Below are 21,931 nucleotides of genomic sequence, written 5' to 3' on the forward strand. Positions count from 1 at the left end.
TAAATAGGATATACCGAGCTTTTAAAGTTATGACAGTCTAGTATTAATAAGCTTTTCCCCAATATACTAAATGAGTGGCATCTTTACCACAACATACGCATTTATCAGATAAATTTTCTTGATTAAAAGGCATACATCTTGAAGAAGTTCCTGCTATTTCTTTAATTTTTTCTTCGCAAGCTGTTTCTCCACACCACATAGATTTTATAAATCCAGGTTTAGTATCAGCTATTTCTTTGAATTCCTCCATAGTTGTAGCTGAATAAGTCTTTTCATTTCTTAAAGTCTTTGCTTTTTCAAAAAGAGACCTTTGTATATCTTCTAATAATTCTTCTAGTTTAACTTCTAATTCATCTATTGATACTACTAGTTTTTCACGAGTATCTCTTCTTACTAGTACTACTTGGTTATTTTCAATGTCTTTTGGTCCAACTTCTAAACGAACAGGAATTCCTTTCATCTCATATTCATTGAATTTCCAACCTGCCATCTTATCTGAATCATCAAGTTTTACTGAAGCCACCTTAGAAATTCTATCCTTTAATTCGTGAGCTTTGTCTAGGACCCCTTCTTTGTGCTGAGCAATAGGTACTATAACAACTTGAATTGGAGCTATCTTTGGAGGTAGCACAAGTCCACTATCATCTCCATGAACCATTATTATAGCGCCTATAAGTCTTGTAGTAACACCCCAAGAGGTTTGGTGAACATATTGAAGTGTACCATTTTTATCTGTGTATTGTATGTTAAAGGCCTTTGCAAAGTTATCTCCAAAGTTGTGTGAAGTACCATTTTGGAGTGCTTTACCATCATGCATTAAACTTTCTATTGTATAGGTAGATGTAGCTCCTGCAAACTTTTCCTTTTCGGTCTTTTTACCTTTAATTACAGGCATTGCAAGAACATTTTCACAAAAGTCTGCATATACATTCAACATCTTTATAGTCTCTTCCTCAGCATCTTTTTGTGTAGCATGAGCAGTGTGACCTTCTTGCCATAAGAATTCAGTAGTTCTTAAAAATGGACGAGTTGTTTTTTCCCATCTAACTACAGAACACCACTGGTTATATAGCTTTGGTAAGTCATTATAAGATTGAATTATCTTTGAGTAGTGTTCACAAAATAATGTTTCTGAAGTAGGACGTACACATAATCTTTCCGTTAACTCTTCATCACCACCATGGGTAACCCAAGCCACTTCAGGAGCAAAACCTTTAACGTGATCTTTTTCTTTTTCAAGTAAACTTTCAGGTATAAATAGTGGCATATATACATTTTCGTGACCCGTAGCCTTGAACTTGCTATCAAGTTCCTTTTGTATGTTTTCCCAAATTGCATAGCCATAAGGCCTTATTATCATGCACCCTTTAACAGTTGAATAGTCTGTTAGTTCAGCTTTTTTTACTATGTCTGTATACCACTTAGCAAAGTCTTCTGACATAGGAGTTATGGATTCTACGAATTTTTTATTTTTACTCATATATTTACCTCCAATAGTTAATTTATTTAATAAGTAATATTGATTTATTAGATATTTAAGTTAATTCAATAAAGTAAACTTAAGGGCTTATCTAGTATAATTTTAACCTCTAAATACATCTATAACAACAAAAAAAGATCCTATTCATATAATGAAGGGACCATGGTCGGCGTTACCACCCTAATTAGTACACCATTAAAAGGTATACTCTCTCTTTATTATAACGGAAGAATTCCGCTGTAGCCTACTAAGATTCGGTACAGAGCTCTAAGGTTGGTTCAAAATATGTTCTTAGAAACCTTTCATCTTAAGTTTCTTTTCTGTGAAGAAGTGAATATTTTTACTTATCCTTTTCATAGCCATATATTTAATTAAAAAGTTATAATCATTTAATTAAAATATTAAGTTATAAGTTGAAAAAAGTCAATATAAAGATTTGCTTCATAGTAAGGATAAATACTATAGAATAACATTTATTCAATATTTGCCAAAATATAATTCCTCACGCAACACATAGAAGTCTATATTTTTATAAAAAGTAATATGGTGAAACTTGAATAATTATTAGAAGTAGTGAAAAACTAATTTCAAAAAGATATATGTGTAAAAGCAAAATATACAGATTAAATCAAAAGATGAAGGGGACATGATAATATGGCGAAAGACATATTTAAAAATTTAAAAGATAAAAATAAAATATACAAGAATCTTTATGATGGATATTGGGAGGAAAGTAAGTCAGGTAAATACACCGAGATTTTTTCTCCTGTAGATAATAACATTATGGGTAAGATACAGTCAATGAATAAAGATGATATAGATAAAGCTATTATGAATTCGAAAGATGCTCAGCTTCTGTGGCAGGAGGTTCCAGTTAACAGAAGATCAGATATATTAAATAGGGTAGCAGATATCTTATATGAAAAGGCAGAGGAACTTGCAGAAATACTTACAATGGAAATTGCAAAGGATATGAAGAGTTCTATAGCTGAAATTCAAAGAAGTGCAGATTATATTAGATTTACTGCAGATGCAGCAAAAAGCTTAGAAGGAGAAACAATTCCAGGAGATAGTTTTCCTGGAACAAAGAGAAATAAGATTTCGGTTGTTACAAGAGTACCTCTAGGAGTAGTTCTTGCTATATCCCCATTTAATTATCCGGTAAACTTATCTGCATCTAAGATAGCTCCTGCACTTATGGCAGGGAATTCTGTGGTATTAAAACCACCAACACAAGGAGCTATATCAGCATTATACCTTGCAGAAGTATTTAACATGGCAGGACTTCCTAAGGGGGTATTAAATACAGTTACAGGAAGAGGAAGTGAAATAGGAGATTATTCTGTAACTCATAAAGAAGTTGATTTCATAAACTTTACAGGGAGTACAGAGGTTGGACAGCATATATCAAGGATAACTACAATGAAGCCTTTGCTTTTAGAATTAGGAGGTAAAGATGCAGCAATTGTACTTGAGGACGCAGACCTAGATATAACGGTAGATAATATAGTTTCAGGGGCTTACTCATATTCAGGACAGCGGTGTACTGCTGTTAAGAGGGTATTAGTTATGGAATCTGTAGCAGATATGCTTGTAGAAAAGTTAAAAGATAAAATAAGCAAATTAAAGGCAGGCGATCCAAGAGAAGAAGGGGTAATAATAACACCACTTATAAATAAAGCTTCAGCAGATTTTGTTATGGGCCTTATGGAGGATGCAGATAAAAAAGGCGCTAAGCTTTTAGTTGGAGGAAAGAGAGACGGAAATTTAGTATATCCAACCTTATATGATAACGTCACATTAGATATGAGGCTTGCATGGGAAGAACCTTTTGGACCTATACTTCCTATAATAAGAATTAAGTCCATAGATGAAGCTATAAATATAGCAAATGAATCTGATTATGGATTACAAAGCTCTGTATTTACAAAAGATATAGATAAGGCCTTTTATATAGCAAATAAATTAGAAGTTGGAACAGTACAAATAAATAATAAACCTGAAAGAGGGCCAGATCATTTCCCATTCCTTGGAGTTAAGTCCTCAGGTATGGGTATTCAAGGAATTAGATACTCTATAGAAGCTATGTCTAGACCAAAGGCGGTAGTTTTTAATCTTAATAATGTAGAATAATAAATGTAAAGTAATGTATACTTATATATATTTAGAAATGTCTTTTTATTTTTATATAAAGAGACATTTCTTTTTAGTTTATAAGTAAAATATTCATATTAAAAGGTAACCTTTAATCCAGTCTATATGCAATTATTCATCAACGTTTTCTTTATATGAATAGAATCTTAATTTGATTTTAAGAATATATATCAGAAAACTCTATGTTTATTTTTTCTATATTTTGCGTTTGGCAGCTTTCAAAGGTTGGTTTGGTATTTAAGTTATTTGACAATGCACAAGGAAGATTTACTGTAAATTCTGAACCGTGTCCATAAGAACTTGATACATGAACGTTGCCTTTATGCATTTCAACTAGAGATTTTATTAAGGACAAACCTATCCCACTTCCTGAAGAGTTAAGGTGAGAAGATTTTTCTGAATGACAAAATCGTTTAAAGATAATATCTTTTTTATCTTCAGGGATACCTATACCAGTGTCCTTTACTGAAATGGCTATATAATCATCCTTATCATATATGTTTACAAATATGGAACCACCTTCTGGGGTAAACTTAACTGCATTTGTAAGGAGATTTAAAACGATCCTTTCTATTTTATCAGGATCGCAAGCTATTACCTTTTCTTCTAACTCTGTATCAAATATAAGTTCTATATTTTTATCTTCTATATAATTAGCAACGGATAATGTTATATCCTCAACTATCTTTATTATTTCGTGATCTTTGATAGAAATGTTATAAAAACCAGCATCTATTTTACTTATATCTATTAGATTATCTATAAGCCTTAGTAGTCTATAGCAATTTTGTTTTATCATCTTATTATAACGCTCAAAAGATAAGTCAGTATCATTAGACAAAGATGGTTTTAATCCAAGCATCTGCACAGCACTAAAGATTATGTTTATTGGAGTTCTTAACTCATGAGATACATTGGCTAAAAATTCCGTCTTACATTTATCCTTTTCAATAATATCTTTTATTTTAGAACAATTAAACTCACACTTATGTTCCATTTCGTGGATTGTATTTTGAAGATTATGTAAGGAAGTGACATTACTGCATATAAGCAATGTACAATTTGTCTCTTTTATATGATAAGCTTCAAAATTGTTTATATTTCCGTGGAAATTAAGATTTTGTTGGAATTTATAACTATTAAGAGAGCCACATATAACTTTATCAAGATTTATTAGGTCATCATTGCTTAATCGAGATTTAAATTCTTGTAAACCTACAACTTTAGATGAATTACCAGAATCATTATTATTATTATTATTATCCATTGTACTAATAAAGTTATTTATAGATTTATGATTATAATAATAAATGCTTTCACTACTAGTAACTAGTGTTATATCTTCATCTAAAATTTCTAAGATGCTTTTCAAATAAAGCTCACTTTTTTTTGTGGATTTTAGATTTTTAAGCGCGTAAATTAAATAGGCGATAAAAGTAATTAAAAAGATATTAATGAGCACAGAAATAAAAGTACAAATCATATGTATCCTCCTTAAAGCATTTATAAAGTTAACAAAATACGTGTGTAACTTTGAAATAAATATAAGTTACATAATGCTTAATTCGATATATAATTTCAAAATCCTCTAAAGATAAAGATAAAATATGTAATACTTTTATAAACTATTTTTAAAATTAATATGGTATTATGTTTGTATAAATAGATTTATAATATAGGAAGTGATTTTTTGATAAGTAATTCTAAAAGATTGTTTAGAATTTTAGTTGTGCTATCATTAACATTTATATTCTCAGGCTGTGATTTTTATGATGTGCCATCTTCACTTATAAGCTCACCAAAGCTTTCGGCAAATGAAGATTTTGAAGATATAGATAGTGTGGATATAGATAAATTAAGGATATTAGTGCAAAAATTTATGCCTAAAGGTGGTAAGCTACTAGAAGAAAGTAAAACTTCTGGTAAAAAGAATATAGTATCTATAGATGTAGATGGAGATTTAAATAATGAGCTTATAGTGCTTTTTAAAGATGATTCTAATTTTAAAAAAGGCTTTTTTGTATTAAAAGAAAACAGTGGTGAGTGGGTAAAGATATATGAAAGGTCATTAGAGGGGAATTCTATATCAACATTAAAAACTTTAACTGTTAAGAATAAGGAGGATAAAAGACTTTTAGTAGGTTATTTAATTTCTGGTAATGCCGGTACAGATTTTTATCTATATGATTTTAAAGATGATAATGTTAAAGAAGTTTCTATGGGTAGATGGAACAGGATGGAGATAATTAATACTCCAGATAAAGAGGAAGATAAAAACCTTGTGTTTGGAGCACAAGTTAATGAATTTAACAAAGATTACAGTAGCTATGTTATAGGATTTGATGGTGAAAAATTCTATGCAGCAGAAGATTTCTATGATGATTATTATACAAAAAATGTTGAATATTATAAAGGCGAATTAATTCAAGAAATGAATAATGAATTAATTTGGTATTATTATATAGAGTCTCAAATAAAATCAAAGCAGTACACTAAGGCATTAGAATCTTTAAATGAAGTATTTAAGAGTAAAGAGGATAAAAATGGAGAACCTACAATTCAAGTGGGATACTATAAGTTTTTGATATTAAAAGCGGAAGCTTTAAATGGATTAGGAGAGTACAGTCAGGCTACAGATATACTAAATAAGATTAAGAATATAGGATCATTAAACGATAATGATTATTTTTATAATGAACCTAAAGAATATTCTACAATAGATATATATTATGAGCTTGGTGTAGCATATAAAGGATTAGGTGATAAGGTAAAATCAGAAAAATGCTTTAAGTATGCAATTGAAGAATTTGAAAAGTTATCTTTAGATGATTCCTTTTCTGAAAATCCTACATCAAATATTTTAAAACAAGTAATATATTACCCTTTGTCAAAAGAGATAAATAACAAATAATAAAGAGGTGATTTAATGAGTAAGGTATTAATAGTTGAGGATGAAGAAAACATAAGAAGTTTTATAAAGATAAACTTAAATATAAGTGGATTTGAAGTCAGGGAAGCAGGTTCGGGAGAAGAAGCACTTATTATTTGTGAAAAAGAGAAGTTAGATCTTATAATTTTAGACATAATGCTTCCAGGCATAGATGGTTATAAAACCTGTGAGTTGATAAGAAAAGATAACCCTGAGGTTGCAATAATAATGTTAACAGCAAAAAATCAGGATATGGATAAGATAATAGGGTTAGAATTAGGTGCTGATGATTACATAACTAAACCTTTTAATCCAACAGAGCTTATATACAGGATAAAGGCTATTCTAAGAAGAAGTGGAGGAGCTACAAAGGAAGATAAGGAAAAGATAGTATTTAACGGTCCTTTATCTCTTGATGACAGATCACAAAAGGTATTTATAGAAGAGGATGAAGTTAAACTTACTTTAAAAGAGTTCCAAATAATTAAATTATTTATGTATAACCTAGATAGAGCATTTAGTCGCGATGAGCTTTTAGATAATATCTGGGGTGAGGATTTTTATGGAGATATAAAAACTGTTGATGTTCATATAAGGAGACTTAGAGAAAAGATAGAAGAGGATCCTTCAAAGCCAAAGTACATAGAAACTGTGTGGGGCTATGGATATCGCTTTAAAAAGGTTTAAGATATATGAATAAATTAAAAAGATTTAGAAGTATAAAATTTAGAATAATAAGCTATTATTTTATAACTATATTAATAACTATATCCCTATTAGGATTGTTACTTTGGATAAGTGTAAGAGGATATTATTATAAAGCCATGGAAACCATATTGAAAGATCAGGTTAATCTATCTACAAAATTTTATTCTAAATATCTAAATGATTCTGACGTTAAAAGAGTTTATGAGGATTTAGAAGAAAACTTTTTTTCTAATTTAGATGTTCAAGTTCAAATATTAGATAAAGAAGGTAGGGTTATATGGGATGATCTTGGCATTATTCCTGGAACCAAGTTAGAATATATAGATATAAAAAAGGCCTTAGTAGATGAGACTGCTGTTTGGGTAGGAAAACCTGACGGATCCTATTCATCTAACAAGATAATGTCAGTATCAGCACCTTTAAAAATAGATTCTAATATAATAGCAGTTATACGAGTTGTAAGTTCTATGGATATGGTAGATAAGCTTTTAGATCGAATAGCCCTTTTAATTATAAGTGTAGTATTTATTGTTATGGTAATAACGACAATTTTAAGTTTAATTATTTCTAACACTATAACAAATCCTTTAAAAAAGGTTACAAATGTAGCTAAGGATATGGCAAATGGGAAATATGATGTTACATTAGAAAAGATTTACGAAGATGAAGTTGGAACTATGGCAGAAACTTTAAATTATATGGCTCAAGAAATAAAGAAAAATGAAAAGTTGAAAAATGAATTTATTTCATCAATAAGTCATGAACTTAAAACACCGCTTACATCTATAAAGGGATGGGCTGTTACCTTAAAGTTAAAAGAGTTTACTGACTTGAATCAAAGAGAGAAGGCTTTAGATATAATAATTCAAGAAAGTAAAAGACTTAGTCTATTAGTAAATGAATTATTAGATTTTTCTAAGTTCGCATCTTCAAAGATGAAAGTAAACTTAGGAGATGTTGATATAGAAGAATTATTAAAAGATATAATTTTAGAAATGAGTCCTAGGGCGAAAAGAAATGATTTAGAATTAATTTATGAAATACCAAGGTTGCCTATAATAGAAGGGGACAAGAATAGATTAAAACAAGTTTTTATAAATTTATTAGATAACTCTATGAAGTTTATAGAAAGGCAAGGGAAAATACATATAAAAGCTGAAGAAAAAGATGGATTTGTGGTAATAATCATCAAAGATAATGGAATAGGTATAAAGGTTGAAGATTTATCAAAAGTAAAACAAAAGTTTTATAAGGTAGATCCTAGTAAACATGGAAATGGTCTTGGACTTTCTATTTGTGATGAGATAATAAGCCTTCATGGAGGAAGTTTAGATATTGTTAGCAAGTATGGAGAGGGTACAGAAATAAAGATAAAATTAAAGGTGAGTAATTCATGAATATGAATTTCTCACCTTTAACTTAATTTAGTTTAGGTTGTTTTAGTTTTGATTAGTTAAAAATCATGGTATTAATTATTATTTTATATTGTGTTCATAAGATTCTACCATTCTTTTAACCATCTCTCCACCTACTGAACCATTTTGTCTTGATGTTAAGTTACCCTTATCAGTTTGTTCGTAATTAGTTAAACCAAGTTCACTTGCAATTTCCATCTTGAATTTGTTTAACCCTTGTTTTGCTTCAGGTACCACCAATCTGTTTGAACTAGTGTTATTATTGTTTGCCATTTTACATTCCTCCTTTATTTGCTTTGTAACCTTATTATGTGCTGATTTAGATTTTATAAACTATAAAGTTAAATGCAATTAATCCAATAAGTTCTAGTCTATGATTTTATTTCATGTCTTATTTATTTTTTTCAATAAATCGTAAGGTTTCCGTAGCAATTTTTATCATATCTATATAATCTATATTAGATAAGGAATGATCACCATTAGCCACTTTGAGTAAATTTATATTCATTCCTGCATCTATGCCTTTTTCATATAATTTTATTGATTGATCTATAGGTACTGTTGAATCCTTTTCTCCATGTATTATTAATGTAGGTGTAGAATTTGAATCTATATAATTTATGGGACTTGCAAGATTTAATAAATCCTCTTTATATATATTATCTTCACCTAAAAGATTTTTAATAATACTCATAGAAGTTTCATCTGATGATCTAATATCATTTATATCAAAGTTTGTTGGACCGGAATAATCTATAACATATTTTATATTACTTTTATATGAAGAAAGACTTTCATCTCCAATAAAATCATTTTCGTTGCTATATGATGAAAGTAGTGCTAAATGAGCACCAGAAGAAACACCAAGCAGTCCTATATTATCCGTGTCTATATTATAAATATCTTTATTTTTATAAAACCAGCGAATTGCATCTTTGCAGTCTTCTACTGGAGATGGAAAGCTTGAATCTGATGAAGAAAGTCTATAATTTATGCTAGCTATAGCATAGCCTTTTTCTTTTAACTTATTTAAGATGGGAATAAAACTATCATCAATAGACTTATCTCCAAATGCCCAGCTTCCACCGTGGATATAAATAATAAGCGGCCAAGTGGTTTTGTTGGATTTTGAAGGTGCATAGAAATCTAGTGTTAATTCTTCTTTTTCTAAGACTTTGTAAGATATATCTAGATATTCTTCACCTAAATGAACTGTGGATTCAGAAACCTTAGGATTTTCGTCTATATTTGTAATAAAGTTTCTAGGACCTCTTAATAAATACACTATTATAATAGGCACCAGTATTAAAACAAGTAAAAGAACGAATATAGTTGTCTTTTTATTTTTCATTTTTATCACCTACTATCTATACGTATTGGATAAATTAAAGGCTATCTTTAACGCGAACACAATGTTAAAAGTATAAAAATCCATTGACGTAAGAACATATATTCAATATAATAAAAACATAGGTTCGTGTCATGGGGTTTTATTCCATATTTTTATTAGGAGGCTAGGTTTATGAAGAAAAAGAGTGGGTTGTTTGTAAAGATAAATTATAAGATGGATTTAGGATTAAGGAAGGAATTAAATAATGAAAGTAAGGCAGTTAATTTAAAGTATAGTAAATATCTAGTTTGTGCAGGGGTATACAATAAAAATGGTGGAACTATGATATTTAGAGCTAAAGATATTAATGAAGCAGAAGATATAGTAAAAAACAATCCATTTTCTAATACACCTATGTATAGTTATGAAATATTAAGTAAAGATAACATTTCTCTTTCTATGATGTAAGATTTAACAAGTTTAGATTACTATAATTATAGATTTAAAACCTGTTTATTTGCTAAAAATATAATATGATTATATTTTTAATGGGAATGCATTTTCACATTCCCAAAAGAAGATATAAAAGTTTAAATTGTATATTGAATATTTTCTATAACTAGTGATAAACTCTTTACTAGTTTTATTTTTAGCCCATTTCTAGAAGGATCAGAACTTTTTACTATTTTTATATTGGGTCTTAAAGGAAAGTTTGGAAGCGTATCCTCAACTACTGCTATATCTCCATTGCTAAGCTTAACTAAGGTTCCTTTACTATAAGGTACTATAACTCTAGAAAAGGCTTTTACTATTTCATAATCAAATTGTGTAGAGGAATTAGCCATAATGTATTCAATAGCTTCATTGGGACTTAAAGCTCTTCTATAAGGTCTATCAGAAGTTAATGCATCATAGACATCAGCTATAGATACTATTCTAGAAAATTTATTAATTTCTTCACCACGTCTATTTTCAGGATAACCAGTGCCATCATACCATTCATGGTGCTGCAAAGATATTATACGAGATTTTGCTGAAATTCCTGAGATATTTCTAAGATAATCATAGCCTAATGTAGTATGAGTTTTCATTATTAAAAGTTCATCTTTCGTTAAAGGACCTTCTTTAAATAAAAGAGTAGTAGGTATAAAAGATTTACCTATATCATGGACTAATGCTCCTATACAAAGATCTAAAAGATCATATTTATTTAGTTGAAGTTGAATACCTAATATAAGGGAAAGTACTGCAACGTTAACGCAATGTTGATAGGTATAGTTATCTAGGCTCTTTATATCTACTAAGTGCACCATAACATGATTGTCTGATAAAATTTGATCTAATAACTCTTCCGCAACATCATATATTGATTCAAAGTATAATTCTCTTTCTTTTATTAATTTATTGCTGTACTTAGAAGGTGAAGATTTTGAAAATTTATCTAGACTAGAAAAGGTTTCTTTTACTGATGTTATAGCCTTTTGTCTAAGTTCAGGTTTTATAATATCATCTATTTCCATATCGCTATACTCATCAATTATATAAAGAGAATATACTTGAATGGATTTTATCTTTTCTATAATTTTATTGGAAAGCTTCGCCCCTTCACGAAGTAGGGGACGTCCTTCGTTATCAAATATAGTCTTAGCTAAATAAGTACCTTCCTTAACACACTCTATAGGAATAAGTCTCATTGTTAAACACCCCATTAAAATTATATTATACCACTATGTAAATTATTGTTTTAGGTTATGCAAAAGTAGTAATTATATAATATTATGAATTACTAAATATAATAGGTAATTAATAAGATTATACCTTGAAAGTGTATTAATATCCATGTAAATTACTTACACATCTAAAAGATTTCTCCTATAATTTGTATATAAGGTTCTGAGTAAATTCATTTTATCTTCAAGTTCTAATTGAAAATCTGATACAGATGAATAATTTTTATCTATTATAGACTTCTTTATTTTTGTAAATAAGCATCTATTAGAATAACTGTCTTTCATTATGTAATGGCGTAATTCATTTACATTCATCCAATTTGTTACATCTAGATCTAAAGCTTTATCTAAAGAGTGCAACATTTTATAAGAACGTATCTCATCCATATAGCTATTTATTATTCGGTTTTTTATTTCTGTAACCCATCTTTCTATAACAGAAATTTTAAAGCTGTTTATAATTGAATCATTAAATACATTTCCCATTTTTAAGACATCTAATTTATCTGGATACATTTCAAAAGCTTTTAGATTTTCATAAACAGTTGCAGGTGCCTTACCAAAGTACTTTATTCTTTCATCTTCACAAAAGAAATCAAATACATCTTCCTCTGTACGATAAGCTCTTTCTTTTTCTAGGTATATAGAAGGCTCGCCGGGGGACTTTGAAAGTTCAGCTAATAAGTCATCTTCGTTTTTATTATTTTCTAAAGCATATTTTATGCCATCGATCATACTCATGTATAAAACGGATATTGCAATATAAGTATTTGTATGTGGATTAGGTGAACGAAGTTCAAATCTTGTAGCCATAGGATTTATAATATCTCTTATAAGAGCTATTAAAATAGTTCTATTTCTTGAGGGCACTTCAATTGTAACACCTAAGGAGGTTGTTATACATATAGGAGCTTCAAATCCTGGCTTAAGCCTTTTAAGCGAATCGTTAGTAGAAGATATGAAGGGATTTATTATCTCGTAATTTTTAAGGATACCCATAAGTGAACCATAGCCTATAGAACTTAAAAAGTGATTTTTGTTAGATGCAAATAAGTTTATGAGCTTTCCGTTTTTTAACTTAAGACAAATACCTACATGAATATGTTCCCCACTTCCTGCTACTCCATCTATAGGCTTTGCTAGAAAGGTAACGTCAAGGCCATTTTGTCTAAAGGTTTCTCTTACTATATTTCTAACTAATAGCTCATTATCTGCAGCTTGAATAGGAGTAGAGAACCTCCAATCAATTTCCATTTGCTCCATTATGTGAGTAAGGTTTCCAAGGTCATCTATTTTAGCTTTGACTCCACCTACTTCTTTATGTCCCATTTCAGGTTCTAAACCATAAGAATCCATAAGCATAAGACTTTGTTCTAAGGCAGTTCTTACAGAACCTTTCGTTCTAGTCCAATATTGCTCATGCAATACTTGAGATGTAGAAAGCTCTTCAAGTTCAGCTTCATCATTTGGAGTTTTAACCCAAAACTCTAATTCAGTAGCGGAAGTTACATTAATATCTTCAATGTCTTCAAAGGATATGCCATGAGAAGAAAGGCTGTTAGGATTTTTTGAAAGCAGACTTAGAATAGTACTTTTGAAGTAATCAATAGATCTTTTTAAAATGTGTCTTGAATCTACAGGATTTCCATTATGATATAGAAAACAAGGTATTCTAAGAGTTCCTATTGGTTTATTACAAATTGGATCTATGTTTTCATAATTATAATCTATGTACCAGTTGCAGTTTAAATCACACATCATGTCAATCTTAGCATTGTTTAAGCTTGCTATACCCGGTAGAGTAACAGAGGATCCATCAGTTTGTGCTGCAACTCCATTTAAGAATGTATCTAAATCATTTAAAAAGGCTTTTATTGGAATTCGCTCATCGGTATCATTTCCAGCAAGATCGATACCTACTAAGGATATGAATCGTATTTCTGGATGGTTGTTAATTATTGATTTTAACGAAGTTTCATTATGAGAAGTTTCTGGAATTAAAAATATTAGGTCATTTTTCATAAAATTTTATCTATACCTTAATTAAAGTATAGACATTTCACATCCTTTCTTTTAAAATAGACAAAATGATATAAGAATAATATTATTATAATTAGAACAAAAATATCATTTTATATGATAAAATATAAAGAAATTTTAGTACAATAAAATTTTTATGTCAAGAAAATGATGTAATTTTGATAATTTGATAAATTTAAATGTATCCAAATACTAGTTTGACATGGATAGATTTTCCACCCATGTGTATTTATAAAGATAATAAACATATAATTATTGGAGAAGGGAAGTTTTAGTATGGAAGATAACTCGTATAATAAAAATAAGCCTATAGGGATTTTTGATAGCGGAGTAGGTGGTATTAGTGTGCTAAAGAAAGCTATAAAAATACTTCCAAATGAAGATTATATATATTTTGGAGATTCGAAAAATGCACCTTATGGTGTAAAAACTGTAGAAGAAATAAAAAAGTTAACTTTTAAAGCTATAGATCTTTTATTATCGAAGGGCTGTAAGGCCATTGTTGTAGCTTGTAACACAGCGACTAGTGCAGCAATAGAAGACTTAAGAAAGAAGTTTAAAGACCTACCTATAATAGGAATAGAACCAGCTGTAAGGCCTGCTGTAAATCTAAATAGAAAAGGTAAGATATTGATAATGGCAACGCCTATAACTTTAGCAGAAAATAAATTTAATAATTTAGTTGAAAGATGTGCAGTAAGCTCTGAGGTAGTTGCTCTTCCCTGTCCTGGTTTAGTAGAAATGATAGAAGAGGGTGTAGTTGAAGGAAGTGATATAAAGAATTATTTAGTAAGAAAGTTTGAAGGTAAGATAGATAAAGATATATCTTGCATAGTTTTAGGCTGTACTCACTATCCTTTTATAAAAAAAGAAATAGTTTCTGTGATAGGAGATGAAATACCTATAATAGATGGAAGCGAGGGTACAGCAAGAGAACTTAAAAGAAGATTAGAACAAAGTGATCTTTTAAGTAATAGTGATGAAAAAGGTGATATACAGATATTTAATTCAAAGGATAATAGTAATTTAATAGATCTTAGTTACAAGTTATTAGAATTAAAATGATAAATGTTAATCATTATTCTCAATATAATAAATAATATATTGAGAATAATAGGCGATAAAGGTTATAATATTATTAACTTATGGTATATTGAATATATTAGATTTACATATTAAAAGGAGGAATTTTTATGAACCCAGTAGTAACAATGGAAATTAACAATGGAGGAATAATTAAAATAGAATTATTCCCAGAAATAGCACCAAATACAGTTAATAATTTTATAGATTTAGTAAGTAAAGGCTTTTATGATGGATTAACTTTTCATAGAGTGATACCTGGTTTTATGATTCAAGGTGGCTGCCCAGAAGGAACAGGTATGGGGGGACCAGGATATGGTATAAAGGGAGAGTTTTCTGGAAATGGAGTTAAAAATGATTTGAAACATGAAAAAGGAGTTATATCCATGGCAAGATCAGGTCATCCTGATTCTGCAGGAAGCCAATTTTTTCTAATGGTAGAAAAGGCTCCACATTTAGATGGACAATATGCAGGATTTGGAAAGATTATAGAAGGTATGGATAATGCAGACAGCATAGTTAAGACTAAGTGTGATTATAATGACAAACCATATGAGGATCAAATTATGAACAAGGTCACAGTAGATACATTTGGGGTTCAATATGATGAACCTAAAAAAATATAAGATAAAGTTTAGGGAGTGAGATGTTTTGGCAAATAAGATGATTTTGGCTTATGGTCTTGAACAAAAGGATCTAGAAGTATTTAAGATGTCTAACATAGAATATAAAGTTATAACAACTAAAATATTTCATGATAAAATAGAAGACATAATAGAAAGGTCTGCAAAAGAAGAAGGAGATAAATCTCTTCCAAAAGAAAAGGTGATTTTATTTAATGGTTTTAGTGATGATGAATTAGATAAAATTATAAAGCTCGTAAGAGCCACTATAGGAAGGTCACCCATTTTAGCAGTAGTTACTGATACCTCAAAAAAGTGGACATTTGGGTATCTTGTAGAGCATCTTATAGAGGAAAGAGAATGGTATAAGAAGATGCAAGAGGAGAAAGGAAGTAACTAAATTGAGTAGAGTAGGAGAAAAAATCAAAAAGGCAAGATTAGATTCTAAAATGACTCAAAAACAATTAGCTAAAAAGCTTGGAGTAGCTGAAAGCTTTGTGAATGATGTAGAAATGGGAAAAAGGATAATAAATGAAAGCTTAATTACTAGAATATCAAAAATTCTAGATAAAAACATAAACGATATAAGTATGTCTATTGATGAAGAAGCTTTAAATGAGGAAACAGTGAAACCGAAGGCTCCTATTTATACAGCAGATAGCTTAAGTAATAAAAAGGGTAAGCCAAAGGAAGAGGTTCAAGATATATGGAATGAAGCTTTTGGTGATGTATTAAAAAATGTTCCTATTTTTAATTATGATATGTCAAAGGTAGTAGATAATAAAAAGCTACCTGTGATATCTAATAAAATAGAAGGTCATCCTCAAGATAAGGTGTTTTTTCTTCAAATAGAAAATGATGATATGGCAGGATTTAGAATGAGAAAAGGGGATTTAGCACTGTGTCATTTTATAAGTGATATGGAGGTTAATACCATATGCCTTATAGAAGTAGAAGGTAGAAAGATAATAAGAAAAGTAAAAAGGCTAGATAACAATAAAGCTTTATTATTAAATCATAATGTTGATTTAGATACAGAAACAGTTTTAATTAAAAATGTGAAGTTTATAGCAAGATTAGACAAATTAGAAATACTTCTTTAATCTTAAAAAGATAAAACTTGGCATATCTATATTAGTTTAATTTAAAAGAGATATTTTTAAATGCATATTTAAAAATGTCTCTTTTTTGTTCACGTAAATATTAAAATTGAAGATTATAAAGAACGTACATATGAAATACTTTATTTTAGGGGCAAAACTTATAACAGCTCATAAAATGTATAGATACTATTCATAGGAGGTCTTTTTATTAATATCAAAAAGTCAATTAATAAAGATAAAAAGCTGTTAATAAGAGTTGAAGATGAAGCTTTATCAAGTGATTTAATTCATAGAAGAGAAGTACTTAAAACTATGCCTTCAGATTTAAAGGAAAAGCTTATTAACTTATCTAGTATAGATAAGTTTAAAGCAGGGTATATTGAATTTTTAGTTTTATATGGAGAAAATACCATAAAAGTAAAGGTAGCGGTTGGAAATTTGGATGGGGAATTTGAGGATTTAGGTTATGGATTTGGAATAATTACTTTTAAAATATCTGATGCAGATAATATAACTAAGGTAGAAGGTATAAGTTATTTTGAACTTCCGCAAACCTTATATATAAATTCTCTTGAAGGGAATAAGGCATCTTGTGTAAATGGCCTTTGGGATCTTTATGATCTTTCAGGTAAAGGCGTATTGATTGGATTTATAGATTCTGGAATAGACTATAGACATCCAGCATTTATGGATACTGAAGGTAATACTAGAATTGAGTATATTTATGATATATCCTTAAAAAAGGGTTGGAATAGAGAGGAAATAAATCAAGCTATAAATTCACAAAATCCTTATGATTTAATAGCCCATAGGGATTTTGTAGGCCACGGAACCCATGTCGCAGGTATAGCATCAGGTGGTGGAAATATAGATAAAGTTTATTATGGAGCTGCCTATAATAGTTCTATTGCTATGATTAAAATAACCCCACCTGGAAACTTAAATTATACTCAGGCTAGTCAAATAATGAGAGCTATTAAAATCTTATTAGACAAAAGGGTAGAATTAAATATGCCTTTAGTTATAAATTTAAGTTTTAGTACTAATAATGGTGCTCATAATGGAAGTAGTATATTAGAGCAATATATAAGTACTATTTCCAATATAGAACCTATAAGTTTTGTAATAGCAGCAGGAAATGAAGGAGAAGCAGCACATCATGTAGGAGGGACTTTTCGGGATAGTCAAAATATATCTATAAATATTGCACAAGAGGAAAAGAGCATAATAATACAATTATACAAAGAGATATTAAGTGACATTTCAATAGAAATAACAAGTCCTTCAGGGAAGACTACAGGTAAAAACACAGTAGTTCAAGGTAGTACTGAGAATAATGTTGATTCGAACAAGGCAATAATATATTACACTGGCCCAAGGCCTTTTGACATAAATGGAGAGATTATAATAAGTATTTTAGCTTTAGAAGGGAAGTCTTTAATTGAAGGTACATGGAATATAAACATAACTCTAGAGAATGATTATAGAGGAAGATATGATATGTGGCTTCCTATTTCAGAAGGATTAAATCCTAAAACTAAGTTTTTGCAACCTAGTATAACTAATACTTTGGGTATACCAGCTACGGTAAGCAATGTAGTATCTGTTGGAAGTTATAATTATTCTACTATGAATATATCGGGGTTCTCAGGAAGGGGTAAGGATGTAATAGGAGAAACTAAACCAGATTTAGTGGCTCCTGGTGAAAATATAGTTTCTGCATCTCCTGGAGGTGGTTATGATAGTAAAACAGGTACATCTATGGCAACGCCTTTTGTTTCAGGTATAGCTGCTTTACTTATGGAGTGGGGTATTATAGATGGAAATGATTCTTTGTTATTTGGTCAAAGGCTTAAATATTTTCTATTAAAAGGTGCAAGGAGGAATAGGACTACACTAGTTTATCCTAATTATAGTTTTGGATATGGTGAGGTTTGTGGAAAGTCATCTTTAGATTTAGCTACATCTTTAAGAGGGGAGGAAGGTTTTATCATGGAGTCTTTGCGTTTAGATTGTGGAAGTCTTTATTTAAATCCGGATTATAACAGTTACCTAGTTGAGTATGATGGTGATATTGTGAAGAGTTTAGAAAATATAAGTGATATTTGTGCTTTTGTTTTAGATGAAAGCTTTGCAGTTATATCAGTGAAGAGTGATATGGAAAACAAGATATTAAAAGGCATAACCAATATAGTATATAAAGAAGATACTAGTTTATATACATTATCTGAGGTGTCTCCTATAGAAGCAGCTGATATACCACAGTTTCACAATCATCCTTATTTACCGCTTGATGGATACGGTGTTCTAGTTGGAACTATAGATACTGGTATAGACTATTTGAATAAAGAATTTATGTACGAAGATGATACTACTAGAATAAATTATATATGGGATCAAACCTTAACTAACGGATCTAAACCTTTAGGATTTAGTTATGGAGTAGAATTTAATAAAGAAGAAATAAATCAGGCCATAAAAGCAATGGAAAATGGTGAGAATCCTTATAAAATAGTACCTAGTAAGGATGACATAGGTCATGGTACTAGTATGGCTGGTATTTTAGGTGGAAGAGGAAGAAATCCTGAATTAAAAGGCGCAGCCCCAGGATGCGAATTTGCTGTAGTAAAGTTAAAACCAGCTATAGGATTAGATTTATCTAAAGATACAAGTGGAAAAGATAGGGTAGCATATAACAATACAGACGTTATAATGGCTATAAAGTATTTAAGTCAGCTTGCAAGTAGGCTAAATAAGCCCTTGGTTATATATATATCCGTAGGTACTAATGCGGGTGCTCATGATGGTAATAGCATTATAGAAAGATATATTGATGAGGTATCAAGAATAAGAGGAGTGGTAGTGGTTAGTGGAACAGGAAATCAAGGGGATGAAGATCTTCATGCCTCGGGTATGTTTCAAAATACAGGAGAAGTTAAAACCTTAGAGGTTAAAATATCAAAGCAGCAAAGAAACTTGGCTTTTGAAATATGGATAGATAAGCCGGATAAGGTATCCATAGGAGTGATTTCTCCATCAGGTGAAGTAATAGAAAAGGTGCCAGCAAAACTTAAGAAAGGGGAAGAAATAGAATTAGTGTTTGAGGGGAGTAAGGTATTTATAGAATATTATTTTCCAGAGGAACTTACAGGTGATGAACTTATAAGGGTAAAAATTGAAGATGTAAGAGAAGGAATATGGCAATTTAAACTTTTTGGTGATTATATAGTAAGTGGCAGATATAATGCATGGTTGCCTCAAAGAGATCTATTAAAAGGTGATACTAGGTTCTTAACTCCAAATCAATTCATAACTTTAATGGTTCCGTCTACTAGCAGAAGCATAATAACTACATCTTATTACAATCAAAATAATAATTCATATGTAGCATCTTCTGGAAGAGGATACACAAGAGATGATAGAATAAAGCCAGATTTAACTACCGGAGGAATAAATGTAAAGACCACAAAGGTTGGAGGTGGAGAAACTATAGTTAGTGGAAGCAGTGCTGCTACTGCAGTTTTAGCTGGTGCATGTGCCCTACTATTTCAATGGGGTGTAGTTGAAGGAAAAGACCCTACTATTTATGCACCTAAGATGAAGACCTATCTCATACGAGGAACTAAAAAAAGACCTGGAGATAAATACCCTAATCCGGAGTTTGGATACGGCATGTTAAGTCTGCAAGGATTATTTGAAAATATACGAAGTATATATTTCGAAGATACTAATAAGGTGCAAAACAAAGATTTTATAGAAAGTAAATTAGGCGACTTATTTATAAGGATGCCATTAAACAAATAAAATGGAGTAACAATAAAACCTAAGGATTCATAATCTATATAAAGATTATTATTATAAGGGGCATATTTATGGCTGAAAAAGGTAGGGTTCAAGTTCAAATATTTAAAGAAGAAAGTTATATACCTATAGAAAAGGCGAAGGTTACAATAGTTGAGGTGGGAGAGGAGAGGTTAAGAAGACAAAGTGTAGTTTTAACCTCTGATTCTTCAGGGTTCACTGCGGAGATAGATGTCAAAACTCCACCTATAGAAAATTCAATGAGACCATCAGACAAACTTCCATACAGTTTTGTGGATATAAATGTTGAGGCTGAAGGGTTTAAACCTGTATTTATAAAAGGATGCCAAGTTTACCCTGATAGGGTAGCACTTCAACAGGTTAGTATGGTTCCGCCCAGTAGAAATAGTCGTCAAACTGAAAGACTTATAGTAATTCCACCTAATACTTTGGTTGGTGACTTTCCACCTAAAATACCAGAAGATCCTGACAAACCATTACCGCCTCCACCTAGTGGGTTTGTAGTTCTTCCAAGTCCTGTTATACCGGAATATATAGTAGTGCACGGAGGAGTACCTGATGACACTACGGCGCCCAATTATACTGTAAGATTTAAGGATTATATTAAAAATGTAGCTTCTAGTGAGGTATTTTCAACCTGGTCTGAAAGTACTTTAAGGGCAAATATATATTGCATGATATCTTTTTCTTTAAATAGAGTATATACGGAATGGTATAGAGGAAAAGGCAAAGGATTTCAAATAACCAATTCAACAGCTTTTGATCAAGCTTTTAATTATGGAAGAAATATTTATGATAATATAAATAGAATAGTAGATGAGATATTTTCTACTTATGTACAAAGAATTGGGGCGAAACAACCTTTGCTAACACAATACTGTGATGGCTTCAATGTTCAGTGCCCAGGGTGGCTCACACAATGGGGTAGTAAAAATTTAGGGGATAGCGGAAAAACCCCCTATGAAATATTAACTAACTTTTATGGAAGTGATATAATTCTTACTACGGCAGAATTCGTTCAAGGAATACCATCCTCTTATCCTGGACGTGTTTTAACTATAGGATCTAGAGGGGCTCCAGTTAGGTCTATTCAAACATATTTAAATAGGATAGCACAAAATTATCCAGCTATAAACAAACAAGCTGTAGATGGTGTATATGGTGAAGCTACAAAAGAGGCAGTAAGGCAATTTCAAAGTGTATTTGGATTACCAGCTACAGGAATAGTAGACTATCCAACTTGGTATAAGATATCAGATATTTATGTGGCGGTAACAAAGATAAGTGAGTTAAGATCAAGTGTAGGAAATACAGGACGTACATTTTTTCCACCTACCACCTGTGAGGGATATAATAAAGAGCACATGCCAAGCGTGAGATACACTGATGGGTTAATATAAGTTATAAGATCAAAAGGAGTTTTTAAAGGGCATATAAGGTCTTTTAGAAATTCCTTTTCACTTGATAAAGGGAGTCTATTCTTGTTTAATGATAGGAAATATAATAAATAAAGA

At 30.3% G+C, this 21,931-nt stretch carries 17 protein-coding genes and 1 other annotated feature; of the genes, 11 read left to right on the forward strand and 6 right to left on the reverse strand.

What is annotated here, in order from left to right; translation table 11 throughout:
* Positions 1-43 precede the first annotated feature (43 nt).
* Positions 44-1,480: a proline--tRNA ligase gene (gene proS, locus BD821_RS04425; protein WP_104409500.1), complete on the reverse strand. Its 1,437-nt coding sequence runs from the start codon at positions 1,478-1,480 to the stop codon at positions 44-46.
* Between the two features lie 152 nt (positions 1,481-1,632).
* Positions 1,633-1,846 (reverse strand) — a binding site (T-box leader).
* Between the two features lie 300 nt (positions 1,847-2,146).
* Between proS and BD821_RS04430 the strand changes: the two genes are divergently transcribed.
* Positions 2,147-3,613: an NADP-dependent glyceraldehyde-3-phosphate dehydrogenase gene (locus BD821_RS04430; protein ID WP_104409577.1), complete on the forward strand. Its 1,467-nt coding sequence runs from the start codon at positions 2,147-2,149 to the stop codon at positions 3,611-3,613.
* A gap of 178 nt (positions 3,614-3,791) precedes the next feature.
* Here BD821_RS04430 and BD821_RS13630 read toward each other — a convergent pair whose 3' ends face one another.
* Positions 3,792-5,117 carry a sensor histidine kinase gene (locus tag BD821_RS13630; RefSeq protein WP_242971460.1) on the reverse strand — a complete coding sequence of 442 codons (1,326 nt, stop codon included), beginning with the start codon at positions 5,115-5,117 and terminating at the stop codon, positions 3,792-3,794.
* A 207-nt stretch (positions 5,118-5,324) separates the two neighbouring features.
* Here BD821_RS13630 and BD821_RS04440 point away from each other — a divergent pair, with 207 nt between their 5' ends.
* From BD821_RS04440 to BD821_RS04450, 3 genes are read left to right on the forward strand one after another with little or no spacing between them, the layout of a single operon-like run.
* Positions 5,325-6,545, forward strand: a complete 1,221-nt coding sequence (locus BD821_RS04440) for a hypothetical protein (RefSeq protein WP_104409501.1) — start codon at positions 5,325-5,327, stop codon at positions 6,543-6,545.
* 15 nt (positions 6,546-6,560) lie between these two features.
* Positions 6,561-7,250, forward strand: a complete 690-nt coding sequence (locus tag BD821_RS04445; protein WP_029451596.1) for a response regulator transcription factor — start codon at positions 6,561-6,563, stop codon at positions 7,248-7,250.
* 5 nt (positions 7,251-7,255) lie between these two features.
* On the forward strand, positions 7,256-8,668 hold the full coding sequence (locus BD821_RS04450) for a sensor histidine kinase (protein ID WP_104409502.1): 1,413 nt from the start codon (positions 7,256-7,258) through the stop codon (positions 8,666-8,668).
* A gap of 78 nt (positions 8,669-8,746) precedes the next feature.
* Here the strand turns inward: BD821_RS04450 and BD821_RS04455 are convergent, their stop codons facing one another.
* Both BD821_RS04455 and BD821_RS04460 read right to left on the reverse strand, forming a co-directional pair.
* Positions 8,747-8,959 carry an alpha/beta-type small acid-soluble spore protein gene (locus BD821_RS04455; RefSeq protein ID WP_029451593.1) on the reverse strand — a complete coding sequence of 71 codons (213 nt, stop codon included), beginning with the start codon at positions 8,957-8,959 and terminating at the stop codon, positions 8,747-8,749.
* A 118-nt stretch (positions 8,960-9,077) separates the two neighbouring features.
* On the reverse strand, positions 9,078-10,037 hold the full coding sequence (locus BD821_RS04460) for an alpha/beta hydrolase (protein ID WP_104409503.1): 960 nt from the start codon (positions 10,035-10,037) through the stop codon (positions 9,078-9,080).
* 171 nt (positions 10,038-10,208) lie between these two features.
* Here BD821_RS04460 and BD821_RS04465 point away from each other — a divergent pair, with 171 nt between their 5' ends.
* Positions 10,209-10,484, forward strand: a complete 276-nt coding sequence (locus tag BD821_RS04465) for a hypothetical protein (RefSeq protein WP_104409504.1) — start codon at positions 10,209-10,211, stop codon at positions 10,482-10,484.
* 122 nt (positions 10,485-10,606) lie between these two features.
* Here BD821_RS04465 and BD821_RS04470 read toward each other — a convergent pair whose 3' ends face one another.
* Together BD821_RS04470 and BD821_RS04475 are read right to left on the reverse strand one after the other, a co-directional pair.
* Positions 10,607-11,710, reverse strand: coding sequence for an HD-GYP domain-containing protein (locus BD821_RS04470; RefSeq protein WP_104409505.1), 1,104 nt, complete (start codon positions 11,708-11,710; stop codon positions 10,607-10,609).
* Between the two features lie 156 nt (positions 11,711-11,866).
* Positions 11,867-13,768, reverse strand: coding sequence for a type I glutamate--ammonia ligase (locus BD821_RS04475; RefSeq protein WP_104409506.1), 1,902 nt, complete (start codon positions 13,766-13,768; stop codon positions 11,867-11,869).
* Between the two features lie 294 nt (positions 13,769-14,062).
* Here BD821_RS04475 and murI point away from each other — a divergent pair, with 294 nt between their 5' ends.
* The 6 genes from murI to BD821_RS04505 all read left to right on the forward strand — a co-directional run bounded on the left by murI (position 14,063) and on the right by BD821_RS04505 (position 21,817).
* Complete coding sequence (gene murI / locus BD821_RS04480; protein ID WP_104409507.1) at positions 14,063-14,851, forward strand: glutamate racemase; 789 nt, start codon at positions 14,063-14,065, stop codon at positions 14,849-14,851.
* 128 nt (positions 14,852-14,979) lie between these two features.
* Positions 14,980-15,495 carry a peptidylprolyl isomerase gene (locus tag BD821_RS04485; protein WP_104409508.1) on the forward strand — a complete coding sequence of 172 codons (516 nt, stop codon included), beginning with the start codon at positions 14,980-14,982 and terminating at the stop codon, positions 15,493-15,495.
* 25 nt (positions 15,496-15,520) lie between these two features.
* Complete coding sequence (locus BD821_RS04490; RefSeq protein WP_104409509.1) at positions 15,521-15,892, forward strand: DUF3783 domain-containing protein; 372 nt, start codon at positions 15,521-15,523, stop codon at positions 15,890-15,892.
* Position 15,893: 1 nt separating this feature from the next.
* On the forward strand, positions 15,894-16,595 hold the full coding sequence (locus BD821_RS04495) for a S24 family peptidase (protein WP_104409510.1): 702 nt from the start codon (positions 15,894-15,896) through the stop codon (positions 16,593-16,595).
* A 312-nt stretch (positions 16,596-16,907) separates the two neighbouring features.
* Entirely contained in the window at positions 16,908-20,399 is a 3,492-nt protein-coding gene (locus BD821_RS04500; protein ID WP_104409511.1) for a S8 family serine peptidase, read from the forward strand.
* A gap of 68 nt (positions 20,400-20,467) precedes the next feature.
* The gene (locus BD821_RS04505) at positions 20,468-21,817 is read left to right on the forward strand and encodes a peptidoglycan-binding domain-containing protein (RefSeq protein WP_029451581.1); all 1,350 of its coding nucleotides are present in this window, start codon (positions 20,468-20,470) and stop codon (positions 21,815-21,817) included.
* Positions 21,818-21,931 lie beyond the last annotated feature (114 nt).

Source organism: Clostridium algidicarnis DSM 15099, from assembly GCF_002934235.1.
GTDB lineage: Bacteria > Bacillota > Clostridia > Clostridiales > Clostridiaceae > Clostridium_L > Clostridium_L algidicarnis.

Coding starts and splice junctions, on each gene's coding strand:
- BD821_RS04505 (WP_029451581.1), top strand. CDS start 20,468: ATGGCTGAAAAAGGTAGGGTTCAAGTTCAAATATTTAAAGAAGAAAGT.
- BD821_RS04445 (WP_029451596.1), top strand. CDS start 6,561: ATGAGTAAGGTATTAATAGTTGAGGATGAAGAAAACATAAGAAGTTTT.
- BD821_RS04485 (WP_104409508.1), top strand. CDS start 14,980: ATGAACCCAGTAGTAACAATGGAAATTAACAATGGAGGAATAATTAAA.
- BD821_RS04455 (WP_029451593.1), bottom strand. CDS start 8,959: ATGGCAAACAATAATAACACTAGTTCAAACAGATTGGTGGTACCTGAA.
- murI (WP_104409507.1), top strand. CDS start 14,063: ATGGAAGATAACTCGTATAATAAAAATAAGCCTATAGGGATTTTTGAT.
- BD821_RS04475 (WP_104409506.1), bottom strand. CDS start 13,768: ATGAAAAATGACCTAATATTTTTAATTCCAGAAACTTCTCATAATGAA.
- BD821_RS04460 (WP_104409503.1), bottom strand. CDS start 10,037: ATGAAAAATAAAAAGACAACTATATTCGTTCTTTTACTTGTTTTAATA.
- BD821_RS04450 (WP_104409502.1), top strand. CDS start 7,256: ATGAATAAATTAAAAAGATTTAGAAGTATAAAATTTAGAATAATAAGC.
- BD821_RS04500 (WP_104409511.1), top strand. CDS start 16,908: ATGCCTTCAGATTTAAAGGAAAAGCTTATTAACTTATCTAGTATAGAT.
- BD821_RS13630 (WP_242971460.1), bottom strand. CDS start 5,117: ATGATTTGTACTTTTATTTCTGTGCTCATTAATATCTTTTTAATTACT.
- BD821_RS04470 (WP_104409505.1), bottom strand. CDS start 11,710: ATGAGACTTATTCCTATAGAGTGTGTTAAGGAAGGTACTTATTTAGCT.
- proS (WP_104409500.1), bottom strand. CDS start 1,480: ATGAGTAAAAATAAAAAATTCGTAGAATCCATAACTCCTATGTCAGAA.
- BD821_RS04465 (WP_104409504.1), top strand. CDS start 10,209: ATGAAGAAAAAGAGTGGGTTGTTTGTAAAGATAAATTATAAGATGGAT.